General features: G+C 70.9%; 13 protein-coding genes. 4 read left to right on the top strand and 9 right to left on the bottom strand.

What is annotated here, in order from left to right; genetic code table 11:
• Positions 1-118: 118 nt before the first annotated feature.
• The 5 genes from A4W93_RS19485 to A4W93_RS19505 all read right to left on the bottom strand — a co-directional run bounded on the left by A4W93_RS19485 (position 119) and on the right by A4W93_RS19505 (position 5,158).
• The gene (locus tag A4W93_RS19485) at positions 119-793 is read right to left on the bottom strand and encodes an ABC transporter ATP-binding protein (RefSeq protein ID WP_085752188.1); all 675 of its coding nucleotides are present in this window, start codon (positions 791-793) and stop codon (positions 119-121) included.
• Positions 786-2,042, bottom strand: a complete 1,257-nt coding sequence (locus tag A4W93_RS19490) for a lipoprotein-releasing ABC transporter permease subunit (protein WP_085752189.1) — start codon at positions 2,040-2,042, stop codon at positions 786-788. The genes A4W93_RS19485 and A4W93_RS19490 overlap by 8 nt, the downstream gene beginning before the upstream one ends.
• Before the next feature lie 73 nt (positions 2,043-2,115).
• Positions 2,116-3,999 carry a 1-deoxy-D-xylulose-5-phosphate synthase gene (gene dxs, locus A4W93_RS19495; RefSeq protein WP_085752190.1) on the bottom strand — a complete coding sequence of 628 codons (1,884 nt, stop codon included), beginning with the start codon at positions 3,997-3,999 and terminating at the stop codon, positions 2,116-2,118.
• A complete protein-coding gene (locus tag A4W93_RS19500; protein WP_099959938.1) occupies positions 3,999-4,919 on the bottom strand; it encodes a polyprenyl synthetase family protein in 921 nt (306 codons plus the stop codon). Before A4W93_RS19500 ends, dxs begins: the two co-directional genes overlap by 1 nt.
• Positions 4,916-5,158 carry an exodeoxyribonuclease VII small subunit gene (locus A4W93_RS19505; RefSeq protein WP_085754242.1) on the bottom strand — a complete coding sequence of 81 codons (243 nt, stop codon included), beginning with the start codon at positions 5,156-5,158 and terminating at the stop codon, positions 4,916-4,918. The genes A4W93_RS19500 and A4W93_RS19505 overlap by 4 nt, the downstream gene beginning before the upstream one ends.
• Positions 5,159-5,398: 240 nt before the next feature.
• Here A4W93_RS19505 and A4W93_RS19510 point away from each other — a divergent pair, with 240 nt between their 5' ends.
• The 4 genes from A4W93_RS19510 to A4W93_RS19525 all read left to right on the top strand — a co-directional run bounded on the left by A4W93_RS19510 (position 5,399) and on the right by A4W93_RS19525 (position 8,765).
• On the top strand, positions 5,399-6,511 hold the full coding sequence (locus A4W93_RS19510; RefSeq protein ID WP_085752192.1) for an aromatic ring-hydroxylating oxygenase subunit alpha: 1,113 nt from the start codon (positions 5,399-5,401) through the stop codon (positions 6,509-6,511).
• The gene (locus A4W93_RS19515; RefSeq protein ID WP_085752193.1) at positions 6,511-7,404 is read left to right on the top strand and encodes a DMT family transporter; all 894 of its coding nucleotides are present in this window, start codon (positions 6,511-6,513) and stop codon (positions 7,402-7,404) included. Before A4W93_RS19510 ends, A4W93_RS19515 begins: the two co-directional genes overlap by 1 nt.
• Before the next feature lie 13 nt (positions 7,405-7,417).
• Positions 7,418-8,260 (top strand): sulfurtransferase, encoded by an 843-nt coding sequence (locus A4W93_RS19520; protein ID WP_085752194.1) that lies wholly within the window; start codon positions 7,418-7,420, stop codon positions 8,258-8,260.
• A gap of 70 nt (positions 8,261-8,330) precedes the next feature.
• A complete protein-coding gene (locus A4W93_RS19525; RefSeq protein WP_085752195.1) occupies positions 8,331-8,765 on the top strand; it encodes a universal stress protein in 435 nt (144 codons plus the stop codon).
• Here A4W93_RS19525 and A4W93_RS19530 read toward each other — a convergent pair whose 3' ends face one another.
• The 4 genes from A4W93_RS19530 to A4W93_RS19545 form a co-directional block, all read right to left on the bottom strand.
• A complete protein-coding gene (locus A4W93_RS19530; RefSeq protein WP_085752196.1) occupies positions 8,766-10,220 on the bottom strand; it encodes a methyl-accepting chemotaxis protein in 1,455 nt (484 codons plus the stop codon).
• A 152-nt stretch (positions 10,221-10,372) separates the two neighbouring features.
• Complete coding sequence (locus A4W93_RS19535) at positions 10,373-10,975, bottom strand: redoxin domain-containing protein (protein WP_085752197.1); 603 nt, start codon at positions 10,973-10,975, stop codon at positions 10,373-10,375.
• Entirely contained in the window at positions 10,972-13,104 is a 2,133-nt protein-coding gene (locus tag A4W93_RS19540) for a protein-disulfide reductase DsbD family protein (RefSeq protein WP_099959939.1), read from the bottom strand. The genes A4W93_RS19535 and A4W93_RS19540 overlap by 4 nt, the downstream gene beginning before the upstream one ends.
• A 63-nt stretch (positions 13,105-13,167) precedes the next feature.
• Positions 13,168-13,959 carry a ZIP family metal transporter gene (locus A4W93_RS19545; RefSeq protein ID WP_085752199.1) on the bottom strand — a complete coding sequence of 264 codons (792 nt, stop codon included), beginning with the start codon at positions 13,957-13,959 and terminating at the stop codon, positions 13,168-13,170.
• Between the last annotated feature and the right edge of the window lie 79 nt (positions 13,960-14,038).

Consider the following 14,038-nt stretch of genomic DNA (forward strand, 5'->3'; position numbering starts at 1 on the left):
TGGCTCGTCCGTTGAACGTGCGCAGTACACCACAGCCCTGCGGCTTTCCTCAACCGTGGAAAAACTCCACCCTGGCACGCAACGCGTGCCAGGGTGAATTATTCACGATTCGTTACCGTCAGGACAGATGCCCGAGCGTCAGGTGTTGCACGCGGTGGCAGCGAGCGGCCAGCGACTCGTCGTGCGTGACCATCACGAAGGCGGTGCCGTGTTCGCGGGCCAGGTCCATCATCAGCGCGAACACGGTGTCGGCCGTGCGGCGGTCGAGGTTGCCCGTGGGCTCGTCGGCCAGCACGCAGGCCGGGTTGCCGGCCAGCGCCCGGGCGATGGCCACGCGCTGGCGCTCGCCGCCCGACAGCTGGGCCGGACGGTGATCCACCCGGCCGGCCAGGCCCACCTGGGCCAGCACGGCCCGGGCCTTGTCGCGGGCCTGCTCGACCGGCAGGCGGCGCACGCGCAGCGGCATCGCCACGTTGTCGAGCGCGCTGAACTCGGGCAGCAGGTGATGGAACTGGTAGACGAAACCGAGGTGCTGGTTGCGCCACTGGCCCTGCTCGGCCGCGCCCATGTGGGCGAAGTCGCGGCCGGCCAGGCGCACGGTGCCGCGGCTCGGCGCCTCGAGGCCGCCCAGCAGGTGCAGCAGCGTGCTCTTGCCGGAACCGGACGCGCCGACGACGGCCACGGCCTCGCCACGCGCCACGCGCAGGTCCACGCCCTGCAGCACCTGCACGTCGAGCCCGCCTTCGTCGAACCGCTTGTGCAGGCCCACGGCCTCGATCACGGGGTCATTCATAACGCAGGGCCTCGGCGGGTTGGACGCGGCTGGCCCGCCAGCTGGGGTACAGCGTGGCGAGGAAGGCGAGCACGAGCGAGATCAGGGTGATGGGCAGGATGTCGCCCCACTGCGGGTCGCTGGGCATGCGGCTGATCAGGTAGATGCTGCCCGGCAGGAAGCTGGTGTTGAGCAGCCGCTCGAGCGCCGGCACGAGGGTGCCGATGTTGAACGACACCAGCAGCCCGAGCACCACGCCGGCCAGCGTGCCGATCACGCCGGACAGCGCGCCCTGCACCATGAAGATGCCCATGATGGAACGCGGCGTGGCGCCGAGGGTGCGCAGGATCGCGATGTCGGCGCGCTTGTCGGTCACCGTCATCACGAGCGTGGAGACGAGGTTGAACGCGGCCACCGCGACGATCAGCGTGAGGATGATGAACATCAGCCGCTTCTCGAGCTGCACGGCCGAGAACCAGTTGCGGTTGGTGCGGGTCCAGTCGCGCACCGAGACCTCGGGGCCGAGCACCTGCGACAGCTGCGCGCCCACGTCGCGGGCGTCGTGCAGGTTCTTCAGGCGCAGCTGGACGCCCGACGGGCCCTCGAGGCGGAACAGCTTGGCCGCGTCTTCGATGTGGATCATCGCGAGCGTGCTGTCGTACTCGTAGTGGCCCGAGTCGAAGGTGCCGACCACGGTGACCTGCTTCAGGCGGGGCACCACGCCGGCCGGCGTGACCTGGCCGCCCGGGGCCACGATGGTGACGTTGTCGCCCTCGCGCACGCCCAGGGACCGCGCGAGTTCCACGCCCAGCACGATGCCCCACTGGCCGGGGACGAGTTTCGCGAGGGTGGTGTCCTTGAGCTTCGCGGCCACCTCGGTGACCGTGGCCTCGTCGTTCGGCGAGATGCCGCGCACGACGGCGCCGCGCATGTCCTCGCCGCGGGCGATCAGGGCCTGCATCGCGATGAAGGGGGCCGCGCCGATCACCTGCGGGTTCTCGCGCGCCTTCGCGGCGGTGGCCTGCCAGTCGGGCAGCGCGGCGCCGTAGGCGTCGACCACCTCGATGTGGGCGATGGCCGACAGCATGCGGTCGCGGACCTCCTTCTGGAAGCCGTTCATCACCGACAGCACGATGATGAGCGCCGCGACGCCGAGCCCGATGCCGAGCATCGACACGCCGGAGATGAAGGAGATGAAGCCGTTGCGCCGGCCGGCGCGTCCCGCGCGCGTGTAGCGCCAGCCGATCTGCAGTTCGTAGGGCCAGTTCATGCGGTGCAGGAGTGATGGGGGCCCGGTCTCGGACCGGGCCGGGCGCGGATTGGTTCCGCGCGGGGTCTCGAACTCAGTGGTTGGCGGCCGGGCGCAGCAGCGCCGGCTTCGCGCCGAAACGCTTGATGACCGAGGCCTCGATGCCGGCGGCGTCGAGCCCGTTGAGGCTCATCAGCTTGACCGGGTCGCCGTGTTCGATGAACTGGTCGGGCAGGCCCAGCACCAGCACGGGCACGTTCAGGCCGGCCGCCTGCAGGGCCTCGAGCACCGCGCTGCCCGCGCCACCCATCACGCAGCCGTCCTCCACCGTGACGAGGGCGTCGTGGGTGCGGGCCAGCTCGGCCACCAGGGCCGCGTCGAGCGGCTTGGCGTAGCGCATGTTCGCCACCGTGGCGCCGAGCTTCTCGGCGGCTTCGAGCGCGGGGTACAGCAGCGTGCCGAATGCCAGGATGGCCACGCGTTCGCCGCGGCGGCGCACCTCGCCCTTGCCCCACGGCAGGGTCTCGAGGCCGTCGCCCGGCACCACGCCGACACCGGCGCCGCGCGGGTAGCGCACGGCCACCGGATGGTTCTGCGCGTAGGCCGTGCTCAGCAGCTGGCGGCACTCGCGCTCGTCGGCCGGGGTCAGCACGCTGACGTTCGGGATGCAGCGCAGGAAGGCGATGTCGTAGTTGCCCGCGTGCGTAGCGCCGTCGGCACCGACCAGGCCCGCGCGGTCGAGCGCGAACACCACCGGGAGGTTCTGGATGGCGACGTCGTGCACGAGCTGGTCGTACGCGCGCTGCAGGAAGGTGGAGTAGATGGCCACGACGGGCTTCATGCCCTCGCAGGCGAGGCCGCCCGCGAACGTGACGGCGTGCTGCTCGGCGATGCCCACGTCGTGGTACCGCTTCGGGAACCGCTGCTCGAACTCGACCATGCCCGAACCCTCGCGCATCGCGGGCGTGATGCCCACGAGGCGCTCGTCGGCGGCGGCCATGTCGCACAGCCACTGGCCGAACACCTGCGTGAAGGTGGTCTTGGGCACACCCGACGGCTTCTTCAGGCCCTCGGCGGGGTTGAACTTGCCCGGGCCGTGGTACGCGATGGGGTCGGCCTCGGCGAGCTTGTAGCCGTAGCCCTTCTTCGTGACGACGTGCAGGAACAGCGGGCCCTTCATGCCGCGCAGGTTCTCGAGCGTGGGCACGAGCGAGTCGAGGTCGTGGCCGTCGATGGGGCCGAAGTACGTGAAGCCGAACTCCTCGAAGATCGTGCACGGCACGACCATGCCCTTCGCGTGCTCTTCGAGGCGGCGGGCCAGCTCGAACAGCGGGGGCGCGTTCTTCAGCACGTTCTTCGCGGTGTCGCGCGCCGTGGCGTAGAACTTGCCGCTCATCAGGCGGGCGAAGTAGCGGTTGAGCGCCCCGACCGGCGGGGAGATCGACATGTCGTTGTCGTTGAGCACCACGATCATGTTGGCGCCCGCGACCCCGGCGTTGTTCAGGGCCTCGAAGGCCATGCCGGCCGTCATGGCGCCGTCGCCGATCACGGCGATGGAGCGGCGGTCCTCGCCCTTCATCTTCGCGGCCACGGCCATGCCGAGCGCGGCCGAGATGGAGGTGGACGAGTGGGCGGTGCCGAAGGTGTCGTACTCGCTCTCGTCGCGGCGCGGGAAGCCCGACAGGCCGCCCAGCTGACGCAGCGTCGACATGCGGTCGCGGCGGCCGGTGAGGATCTTGTGCGGGTAGGTCTGGTGGCCCACGTCCCAGACGATGCGGTCCTGCGGCGTGTTGAACACGTGGTGCAGCGCGATGGTCAGCTCGACCGTGCCCAGGTTCGACGACAGGTGCCCGCCGGTCTGCGAGACGCTCTGCAGCAGGAATTCGCGCAGCTCGGCGGAGAGCTGCTTGAGTTCCAGCCGCGACAAGCCGCGCAGGTCGGCCGGGCCGTCGATCTTTTGCAGGAGGGTGGGGTTCATCAGTTGTCTCTTTCCACGACCTTGTCGGCCAGCACCTTCAGGCGTTCGACGTTGGCGATGCCGCTTCGCGCGAGCGCCGCCTGCGCCTTGTTGCGCAGCTCCTCCGCGTGGGCACGCGCGGCCGGCAGGCCGAGGATGCTCACGTAGGTGGGCTTGTTGTTGTCCATGTCCTTGCCGGCCGTCTTGCCGAGCGTTTCCGAGGCCTGCGTGACATCGAGGATGTCGTCGACCACCTGGAAGGCGAGGCCCACGGCGTCGCCGTAGTCGGCCAGGGCCGACCAGGCGGCGGGGGGCAGGTCGCCGCAGGCGGCCCCCATCAGCACGCTGCCCTGCAGCAGGGCGCCGGTCTTGCGGTGGTGCATGTCGCGCAGGGCCTGCTCGTTCAGGGGCACGCCGACGCTCGCGAGGTCGATGGCCTGGCCGCCGGCCATGCCGGCGTGGCCGGCCGAGCGGGCCAGCAGCGAACACAACTTGGCCTGCAGGGCCGCGGGCACCCCGTCGTCGGGCGTGAGCACCTCGAAGGCGAGCGCCTGCATGGCGTCACCCGCCAGCATGGCCTGGGCCTCGCCGAACTGCACGTGCACGGTGGGCTTGCCCCGGCGCAGCACGTCGTTGTCCATGCACGGCATGTCGTCGTGCACGAGGGAATAGGCGTGGATCAGCTCGACCGCGCAGGCGGCGCGCAGCGAGGCCTCGCGGTGGCCGCCCACCGCCTGGGCGGCGGCCAGCACCAGCAGCGGACGCAGGCGCTTGCCGCCGTCGAGCACGCCATAGCGCATGGCCTGGCCGAGGCCGGCCGGCGCGGTGCCGGGCACCCAGGCCGACAGCGCCGACTCGACGGTGTCCAGCTCGGCCCGGAGCCACGCGTCGAAGGGCACCGACTGCGGCACGGAGGCAGCGGCTACGGAAAACAAGCTCATGAATCAGTCCAGGGTTTCAGCTGACCGTCCTCGAGCAACCGGACCTGGGTTTCCACGGCGTCCAGTCTCGAACGGCAGAAATTCAACAGTTCGGCCCCTCGGCGATAGCTGCCGAGCAGCGCGTCGAGCGGCAATTGCCCGCCCTCCATCGCTGCCACGAGGCGTTCCAGCTCGGCCAGGGCTTCTTCATAGCTGTCGGGCAGCTGAGCAGCGGTCGGGGCGGGGGGAGCTTTGGCCATCGTGCGAAGGAAATAGGGGATTGTAGTCAGGCCGGACACGGCGGGACATCCCGGGTTACCGCCTGTAGCTTCCCCGCAATGGGGGTCTTGCACGGAGGGCTGCTCGGCGTCATGCCCTTCCTTCCGTTACAATCCGGGGCCTCGCTAAAAACAGCGCGCCGTGCGCAGCGAGACATCCCACTCCTGCGGTCACCCCCCGGGGGTGGCCGTGAACATCGGTTATAGGAGATCCTCGGGATCATGTCCGACCTGAGCCTCACCCTCGAAGCTCTCGAGCAGCATCGCTCGCAACTCCCCGTAGCAGCCTACTTCGACGACGACCTCCATCGCCGCGAGATGGAGCTGATCTTCCAGCACGGTCCCCGGTACCTCGGCCACGAACTCGCCGTGCCCGAGGTCGGCGACCACTACGCCCTGCCCCAGGAGGGGGAAGGCCGCGCGCTCGTGCGCACCGCCGAGGGCATCCAGCTGCTGTCGAACGTCTGCCGCCACCGCCAGGCGGTGATGCTGCGCGGGCGCGGCAACACCGGCAAGAACATCGTGTGCCCCCTGCACCGCTGGACCTACGACCTGAAGGGCCAGCTGGTGGGCGCCCCGCATTTCCCCGAAGACCCCTGCCTCCACCTGAACGCCTACAAGACGCGCAGCTGGAACGGGCTGATCTTCGAGGACAACGGCCGCGACATCGCCGCCGAGCTGGGCCAGATCGGCCCCCGCGCCGCGCTCGACTTCGACGGCTACGTGCTCGACCGCGTGCACGTGCACGAGTGCGACTACAACTGGAAGACGTTCATCGAGGTGTACCTCGAGGACTACCACGTGGGCCCGTTCCACCCCGGCCTGAGCCAGTTCGTCACCTGCAACGACCTCGAGTGGGAGTTCGGCAGGCACCACTCGGTGCAGACCGTGGGCACCAACAACGCCCTCGTGAAGGCCGGCTCGGACGTGTACCGCAAGTGGCACGACGCCGTGCTCGCGTTCCGCGACGGCGTGCCGCCCGAGCGCGGGGCCATCTGGCTCACGTACTACCCGAACATCATGATCGAGTGGTATCCGCACGTGCTGGTGGTCTCGGCGCTGTACCCGAAGGGGCCGCAGAAGACCGTCAACGTGGTGGAGTTCTACTACCCCGAGGAAATCCACGCGTTCGAGCGCGACTTCGTCGACGCCCAGCAGGCCGCCTACCTGGAGACCTGCGTCGAGGACGACGAGATCGCCCTGCGCATGGACGCCGGCCGCAAGGCGCTGCACGAACGCGGCGACAACGAAGTGGGTCCCTATCAATCCCCGATGGAAGACGGCATGCGCGAGTTCCATGCCTGGTACCGCCGAACGATGAATTTCCGAGCCTGATGCCCGCTTCCGCCCTGATGGTCCTGGCGACCTTCCTGTTCGCCACGATGGGGGTGTGCGTCAAGCTCGCCTCCAGCCTCTACGGCACCGGCGAGATCGTCTTCTACCGCGGCCTGATCGGGGCCACGATGCTGTTCATCGTCAGCCGCGTCCGCGGCGGCACGCTGCGCACCGGCGTGCCCGGCATGCACTTCTGGCGCTCGCTCACCGGCGTCACGGCGCTGTGCATGTGGTTCTATTCCATCGGCAACCTGCCGCTCGCCACGTCGATGACGCTGAACTACATGTCGTCGGTGTGGATGGCGCTGTTCCTGATCGGCGGCGCCGTGGCCCTGGGCACCACCCGGGTCGACGGCAAGGTCGTGGGCACCATCCTGCTCGGCTTCGGCGGCGTGGCGCTCGTGCTGCGCCCCACCATCGACCAGCAGCAGCTGTGGCACGGCCTCGTGGGGCTGATCTCGGGGATGATCTCGGCCACGGCCTACCTGCAGGTCACGGCCCTCGGCCGGGCCGGCGAGCCCGAGTACCGCACCGTCTTCTACTTCTCGCTGGGCGGTGTGGTGGCCGGCGCGGGCATGACGCTGCTCAACGACGGTTTCCACGCCCACACCTGGAAGGGCGCCGGGCTGCTGATCGCCGTGGGCCTGCTCGCCACCACGGCCCAGCTGCTGATGACCCGCGCGTACGCCACGGGCCGCACGCTCGTCAACGCGAGCCTGCAGTACCTGGGCATCGCGTTCGCGTTCGGCTACGGCGTGCTGCTGTTCGACGACCCGGTCACCTGGATGGCGCTGGCCGGCATGGCGCTGATCATCGGCGCCGGGGTCGCGGCCACGATGCTGCGCACCAAGGTCACGAACAAGACCGACACCACCATCATGAACGAGACCTGAGGACCCGCACGCCATGGACACGCCGCTGATCTCCGCCTCCGCGCTGCTGGGCGCGTCCCCTGCCCCGCTGCTGCTCGACTGCAGCTTCGACCTCGCCGACGCGGCGGCCGGCGAACAAGCGTACGTGCTGGGCCACCTGCCCGGCGCGCTGTACGTGCACCTCGACCGCGACCTGTCGGGCGCGAAGACCGGCATGAACGGCCGCCATCCGCTGCGCACGCGCGACGAATATGCCGCGTGGATGGCTTCGGTCGGCATCGGCCCGGACCGCGAGGTGGTGGTGTACGACCGCCAGGCCGGCATGTTCGCGGTGCGTGCGTGGTGGGTGCTGCGCTGGATGGGGCACACGCGGGTCGCGCTGCTCGACGGCGGCGTCGACGCCTGGGTGCGCGCCGGCGGATCGCTCGCCACCGACGTGCCCGTGCCGAAGCCCGTGGCCATCACGCCCGCGCCCGCGCCCGCCATGCCCACGCTGGATGCCGCCGCCGTCCTCGCCCGCCTGCCCGGCCTGCGCCTGCTCGACGCCCGCGCGCCCGAGCGCTACCGGGGCGACGTCGAACCCATCGACCGCGTCGCCGGCCACATCCCCGGCGCCCGCAACCGCTTCTTCAAGGACAACCTGCAGGCCGACGGCACCTTCAAGCCGGCCGCGCAGCTTCGCGCCGAGTACGCCCCGCTGGTCGACGGCGCGGCAAAGGGGTCGGTGGTGGTGTCGTGCGGCTCGGGGGTCACGGCGTGCCATGACGTGCTCGCGATGGAAGTCGCCGGCCTCGGCACCGCCACGCTGTACCCGGGATCGTGGAGCGAGTGGTCGGCGGATCCGGAGCGCCCGGTGGAGAAGTCCCCGGCCGCGTAGGACATCCGTCATTGACCGGTCACCGCGGCCGGTCTACGCTGGGGCCGTTGCATCCGCAAGGAGGTCCACCATGTTCCAACGCATCCTGGTCCCCACCGACGGTTCGGACATCACGCAGAAGTCCGTGGCCAGCGCCCTCTCACTGGCCGCCTCCCTGGGCGCCCGCGTCTACGTGCTGAGCGTGAAGGAACCCTTCCCGTACAGCGCCATCTCGGAGATGCAGCCCACGCCGCCTCAGGAATTCTTCGAGGCGCAGGAGCGCATCGCCGCCAGCCGCGTGGCCGACGTCGCCGCACTGGCCGAGGCGCAGGGCGTGGTCTGCGAGACCCACACCATCGAGGCGCTGCACCCGTGGGAAGCCATCATCGAACACGCGCAGCACAAGGCCTGCGACCTGATCGTGATGGCCTCGCACGGGCGGCGCGGCGTGACCGCGCTGCTGCTGGGCAGCGAGACCCAGAAGGTGCTCACGCACACCAAGATCCCGGTGCTGGTCGTCCGCTGATCAGGTTCCGAGCGATCGGGGTGCCAGCAGGAAGCGGCGCACCACCGCGTTGAGGCGCCGCGCCTGCATCTTCAGACTCTCGGCGGCGGCCGCGCTTTCTTCCACGAGCGCGGCGTTCTGCTGCGTCGCCTGGTCGAGCAGGCTCACCGACTCGCCGATGCGCGAGATGCCCTCGCTCTGGCGGCCCGAGGCCACCGAGATCTCGCCGATCAGCGTGCTCACGCGGCGCGCCTGTTCGACGATGTCGGCCATGCGGGAGCCCGCCTCGCCCACGAGGCCGGCCCCCGCGTCCACGCGTTCGGTCGAGCGCGCGATCAGCGCACGGATCTCCTTCGCGGCCACCGAGGAGCGCTGGGCCAGCGCCCGCACCTCGCCGGCCACCACGGCGAAGCCGCGGCCCTGCTCGCCCGCACGCGCGGCTTCCACCGCGGCGTTCAGGGCCAGGATGTTCGTCTGGAACGCGATGCCGTCGATCACGCCGATGATGTCGGCGATGTTGCGCGACGAGGCGGAGATGTCGTCCATCGTGCCCACCACGCGGCCCACCACCTCGCTGCCCTCGGCGGCCGCGGCCGACGCGTGGTCGGCCAGGCGGTTCGCGGTGTTCGCGGTCTCGGCGGTGCCCATCACGTGGCCCGTGAGCTGCTCCATCGACGAGACGGTGGCCTGCAGGTTCGTGGCTTGTTCCTCGGTGCGCTGGCTGAGGTCGAGGTTGCCGTTGGCGATCTCGGTGGCGGCCTCCTCCACGGTGGCGGCGGCCAGGCCCACGTCGGCCATCGCGGCCTCCACCTTGCCGAGCGTGGCCTTGAGCATCACCGCCGTGGGCGCCGACACCGGCACGTCGGCCACGTCGAGGTTCAGCAGGCCGTCGCGGTCCACGCTGCGCACCAGGGCCGACAGCTCGGCCGCCTCGACCGCCGCGCGGCGCAGGCCGATCGCCAGGTACACCTCGATGGCCGTCTGCGCCACCACGTAGATGGCGTGCATCATCGTCTTGAGCAGGTCCGGCTCGGGCGTGCAGTAGACACCCAGGTTCAAGGCCTGCAGGCGGTCGAACAGCACGTGGTGCACGGCGAACAGGCCGGCGGCGAACACGAGCGGGCGCCAGTCGCGATAGACCAGGATCAGGCCCAGCAGCACGAACACGCCGAAGTGGAACTCGATGGTGCCGCGCCCGAGCTGGATGTGCAGCGCGATGGCCGCGACGTTGCAGACCGTGAGCACGATGCGCGCCGCACGGCGGCCGCGCATCGTCGCGATGGCGGCCGTGCCGGCGAGCAGCAGCACGGTGCTGACGATCGCGGCGGTGCCCAGCGTGCCGAAGTGGTGGCCGATGGCGAAGGCGGCCAGCGAACTGCACAGCAGCGTGACCCACATGACGAGGTCGCCGGTGCGGTCGATGGCCGCCAGGTCGGCGGGGTCCGCGCGGACGGGGGACGGTGAAGCGAAGGACATGGTCGGGATCTCCAGGGGCGGCCGTGCAGACCACCCGCTGGCACCGCCCCGACGCCCGGCCACGCGGGCGCCGGCGGGCGCCTCGGGCAGGGATCCCTCCATTTCGGCCACGGGCCGGGCAACTTGAGGTCATCCCGGCCAAGTTGTCCCGGTCAGGTCGGGTACTTCACCGTGCAGCCGTACGCCTTCGTCACCGGCTGGCTCACCGGCTTGCCGGCCAGCGCCTCGCCGAGGGCCTGGTTCACGTAGTTCGTGGCCCCGGCGATGTCGGCCGGGTTCGACGTGGGCTTGCTGTCGATGGCGCCCGCGTAAATCAGCTGGCCCTTCGGGTCGACGATGTACATGTGCGGCGTGGTGGCCGCGCGGTAGGCCTTGCCGATGCTGCCGTCGTCGATCACCGACGCGGTGGCGGCCGCATGTTTCGTGGCCTGCCACGACTGCAGTTCGGTGCGCGCCTTGGGGTCGGCCGACGGCACCGTCTGGATCGACAGCCACACCACGCCCTTGGCCGTCGCGTCCTTCTGCGTGGCCGGCAGGTTGCCGCTGTCGTAGTGCTTCTTGACGAACGGGCACTCCGGGTTCGTCCACTCGAGCACGACGAACTTGCCCTTGAAGTCGGACAGCGCGACCGGCTTGCCGGCGAGGTCGGTGGCGGTGAAGGCCGGCGCGGGCTTGCCGACCGCCGCCTGCGCCATCGCGCCGCTGGCGGCCAGCAGCGCCACACCCAGCACGCCGAGTTTCCAGTGGTTCTTCATGAAGGGCTCCTTGAGGTCGGCCCGCCGTCGCGGGCGGTGGGGATTCCGGCCAGGGCCTCCCGCACGTCGGCTGCACGGAGCACTTCCGGCAGCAGGCGCGGCGGCTGGTCCGGCCGGGCGTAGAGCGCGTACACCGGCACGCCGCTGCGGCCGAGTCGCGTGAGTTCGCGGGTGATGACGGGGTCCCGGCGCGTCCAGTCGGCGCGCAGCAGCAGCACGCCGGCACCGCGCGCCTGCGCCAGCACGGCGGGGTCGGCGAGCGCGGTGCGCTTGTTGAACTGGCAGGTCACGCACCAGGCCGCGGTGAAGTCGACGAACACGGGCCGGCCCTCGGCCTGGGCGGCGGCCACGGCCTCGGGGCTCCAGGCCTGCCAGTCGGCCGAGGCCTCCGGCACGGCGGCCCGGGGCGCCCGCGCGTCGTCGAGGCCGGGCCAGGCCCACAGCACGGCGACCACCAGCACCGGCACGGCCACCGCGCCCAGCACCACCCGCCCGCGCGCGCCGATGCCCGGCGAGCCCAGCGCCCACATCACGAAGGCCACCGCCACCAGCACCGCGAGCAGCCCCGCCGCGCCGTCGATGCCCGCCTGCTGGCCCAGCACCCACACGAGCCACACGACGGTGGCGAACATCGGGAACGCCATCGCGACCTTGAACCGCGCCATCCACGCGCCCGGCCGAGGCAGTGCGCGGGCGACGGCGGGCACGAGGCTCGCGGCGAGGTACGGCAGGGCCATGCCGACACCGAGCGCGGCGAACACGGCCAGCGCCTCGACCGTGGGCAGGGTCAGCGCGGCTCCCAGGGCCACGCCCATGAACGGCGCGGTGCACGGCGACGCGACCGCCACCGCGAGCACGCCGGTCAGCGCCTGGTCGGCCAGCGGGTGGTGCAGCCGGAGCGATGCGAGGCTGCCGGGCAGCACCGAGCCGAACTCGAAGACCCCGGCCAGGTTCAGCCCGATCAGCGTGAACACCACGGCCAGCCCCGCCACGAACAGCGGCGACTGCAGCTGGAAGCCCCAGCCGAGCGCCTCGCCGCCGGCGCGCAGCGCCAGCAGCAGCCCGGCCAGCGCGAGGAAGGAGGCCACCACGCCCGCGGTGTACGCGAGGCCCTGGGCGGCGAGCACGCGGCGGTCCTGGCCGGCCTTGGCGAAACCGAGCACCTTCAGCGACAGGATCGGGAACACGCAGGGCATCAGGTTCAGCAGCAGGCCGCCGAGCAGCGCGAGGCCCATCGATGCCGCGAGGGATGCGGGCGGTTCAGGCACCGGCAAGGGTTCGACCGCGGGCGACGGGGCACCAGGCGCCGGCCAAGGTCCTGCCACCGGCACGCCCACGCGCCAGCCGCCTGGCCGCGCGGCATCGGCCAGCACGACGGCCAGTGTCTCGGGGCTTTCGGAGCGCTGCGGTGACAGCGGCACGCGGGCGACCCAGCGGCCGCCGTCCCAGCGCTGCTCGACCGGCGCGGCCGGGTCGACCACGCCGCCCAGTTCGGGGAAGAAGCGCAGCGTCCTGCCTTGTGCCGAGGCCGGGAGGCCGTCGACGTCGACCGCCAGCACCTCGCCGTCGACCCGTGCCGAGCCCTTCGCCCCCGGCGGTTCCACCGGGGCCTCGGCCCGCGCTGCCTGGAAGCGTTTCGCCTGGGCATCGATCACCGTGCCGGCCGCCAGCCGCAGGCGGAACTCACCCGATTCCGGAATGCAGACGTCCTTGCACACGAGCCAATCGGCCCGCAGGGCCACCTCGACGTCGCCCGTGCCCGGGGCGAGCGTCACCGCCACGGGCAGCAGCACCTGGCCGTCGTAGCCGTGGTTCATCAGCGGGCCGAATGGCAACGGCAACGGCACCGGCCACTCGATGGGGCCGGCCTGGACGCCCTCGGGCAGCGTCCACTTGAACGTGGTGGGCAGGCCCGAGTCGCCGGGGTTCTTCCAGTAGGTGTGCCACTTCGGCTGGTGGTCGATGGACAGGCCGAGCCACAGCGGCTTGCCCGGCGCCACGCCCTCGGGGGCGTGGGCCAGCAGTTCGGCGCGCACATGCTCGGTGGTGACCACCGTGGATTGCGCGCCGGCGCACGCCGGCAGCAGCGCCGGCAGGAGGTTGAGCAGGAGACGCCACGAACGGAACATCGGCAGCCCTCGGGGACGGTATCGCCCTGGCAGACTGCCCTCGGGCCCGGAAGTTCCGGGATCTTAGTGGGCGTGCCCGTGCCCGGAATGCAACGACCCCACGATCAGCATCGTGATGGTCAGGCCCACCGCCAGCCACGCGATCTGCGCGAGCGTCTCGCGCAGCGGCAGCCGGTGCTGCAGCTGCGGGATCAGGTCGGCCACGGCCACGTAGATGAAGCTGCTGGAGGCGACGACGAGCATGTACGGGAACAGCTGCTCCCACGGGCCCACGACGAAGTAGCCCACGATGCCGCCCAGCACCGCCGCGAGGCCGGAGGCCGCGTTGTAGAGCAGTGCCTTCTTGCGCGACAGGCCGGCGTTGAGCAGCACGATGTAGTCGCCCACCTCCTGCGGGATCTCGTGGGCGATGATGGCCGCCGCGGTGACGACGCCCAGGTGCCAGTCGGTCAGGAAGGCCGCCGCGATGATGATGCCGTCGCAGAAGTTGTGGATGCTGTCGCCCACCAGCACGCTCCAGCCGCCGCGCCCCGCCTGGTGGCGGTCGAAGCCGTGGTGGTGATGGTGGTGGTCGTTCTCGTGGTGGTGGCCGTGGCGGTACAGCTCGGCCTTCTCCAGCAGGAAGAAGAACAGCAGGCCGGCCAGCAGCGTGAGGAACAGCGAATGCGGGCTGGCGCTGCTCTCGAAGGCCTCGGGCAGCACGTGCAGCAGCGCGGTGCCGAGCAGCACGCCGGTGGACAGGCTCACGAGGTGGTGCACCACCTTCGACAACACGCCGACGGTGAGGCTGGCCGCGATCACGACCGACAGCAGCCCACCCGCGAAGGTGGCCACCAGGATGTACAAGAGCGTCATGCGCGAACCGTCACGTCAAACCCGCAGAGAGGACAAACAACAAAAGGCCGCGCGGTGCGCGGCCTTCCGGGAGGGGAGC

The sequence above is a fragment of the Piscinibacter gummiphilus genome, from assembly GCF_002116905.1.
Taxonomy (GTDB): domain Bacteria; phylum Pseudomonadota; class Gammaproteobacteria; order Burkholderiales; family Burkholderiaceae_C; genus Rhizobacter; species Rhizobacter gummiphilus.

What these genes read in the sequence shown, in the direction of transcription:
- A4W93_RS19485 (WP_085752188.1), bottom strand. Translation starts at nt 793, where the DNA reads ATGAATGACCCCGTGATCGAGGCCGTGGGCCTGCACAAGCGGTTCGAC.
- A4W93_RS19490 (WP_085752189.1), bottom strand. Translation starts at nt 2,042, where the DNA reads ATGAACTGGCCCTACGAACTGCAGATCGGCTGGCGCTACACGCGCGCG.
- dxs (WP_085752190.1), bottom strand. Translation starts at nt 3,999, where the DNA reads ATGAACCCCACCCTCCTGCAAAAGATCGACGGCCCGGCCGACCTGCGC.
- A4W93_RS19500 (WP_099959938.1), bottom strand. Translation starts at nt 4,919, where the DNA reads ATGAGCTTGTTTTCCGTAGCCGCTGCCTCCGTGCCGCAGTCGGTGCCC.
- A4W93_RS19505 (WP_085754242.1), bottom strand. Translation starts at nt 5,158, where the DNA reads ATGGCCAAAGCTCCCCCCGCCCCGACCGCTGCTCAGCTGCCCGACAGC.
- A4W93_RS19510 (WP_085752192.1), top strand. Translation starts at nt 5,399, where the DNA reads ATGTCCGACCTGAGCCTCACCCTCGAAGCTCTCGAGCAGCATCGCTCG.
- A4W93_RS19515 (WP_085752193.1), top strand. Translation starts at nt 6,511, where the DNA reads ATGCCCGCTTCCGCCCTGATGGTCCTGGCGACCTTCCTGTTCGCCACG.
- A4W93_RS19520 (WP_085752194.1), top strand. Translation starts at nt 7,418, where the DNA reads ATGGACACGCCGCTGATCTCCGCCTCCGCGCTGCTGGGCGCGTCCCCT.
- A4W93_RS19525 (WP_085752195.1), top strand. Translation starts at nt 8,331, where the DNA reads ATGTTCCAACGCATCCTGGTCCCCACCGACGGTTCGGACATCACGCAG.
- A4W93_RS19530 (WP_085752196.1), bottom strand. Translation starts at nt 10,220, where the DNA reads ATGTCCTTCGCTTCACCGTCCCCCGTCCGCGCGGACCCCGCCGACCTG.
- A4W93_RS19535 (WP_085752197.1), bottom strand. Translation starts at nt 10,975, where the DNA reads ATGAAGAACCACTGGAAACTCGGCGTGCTGGGTGTGGCGCTGCTGGCC.
- A4W93_RS19540 (WP_099959939.1), bottom strand. Translation starts at nt 13,104, where the DNA reads ATGTTCCGTTCGTGGCGTCTCCTGCTCAACCTCCTGCCGGCGCTGCTG.
- A4W93_RS19545 (WP_085752199.1), bottom strand. Translation starts at nt 13,959, where the DNA reads ATGACGCTCTTGTACATCCTGGTGGCCACCTTCGCGGGTGGGCTGCTG.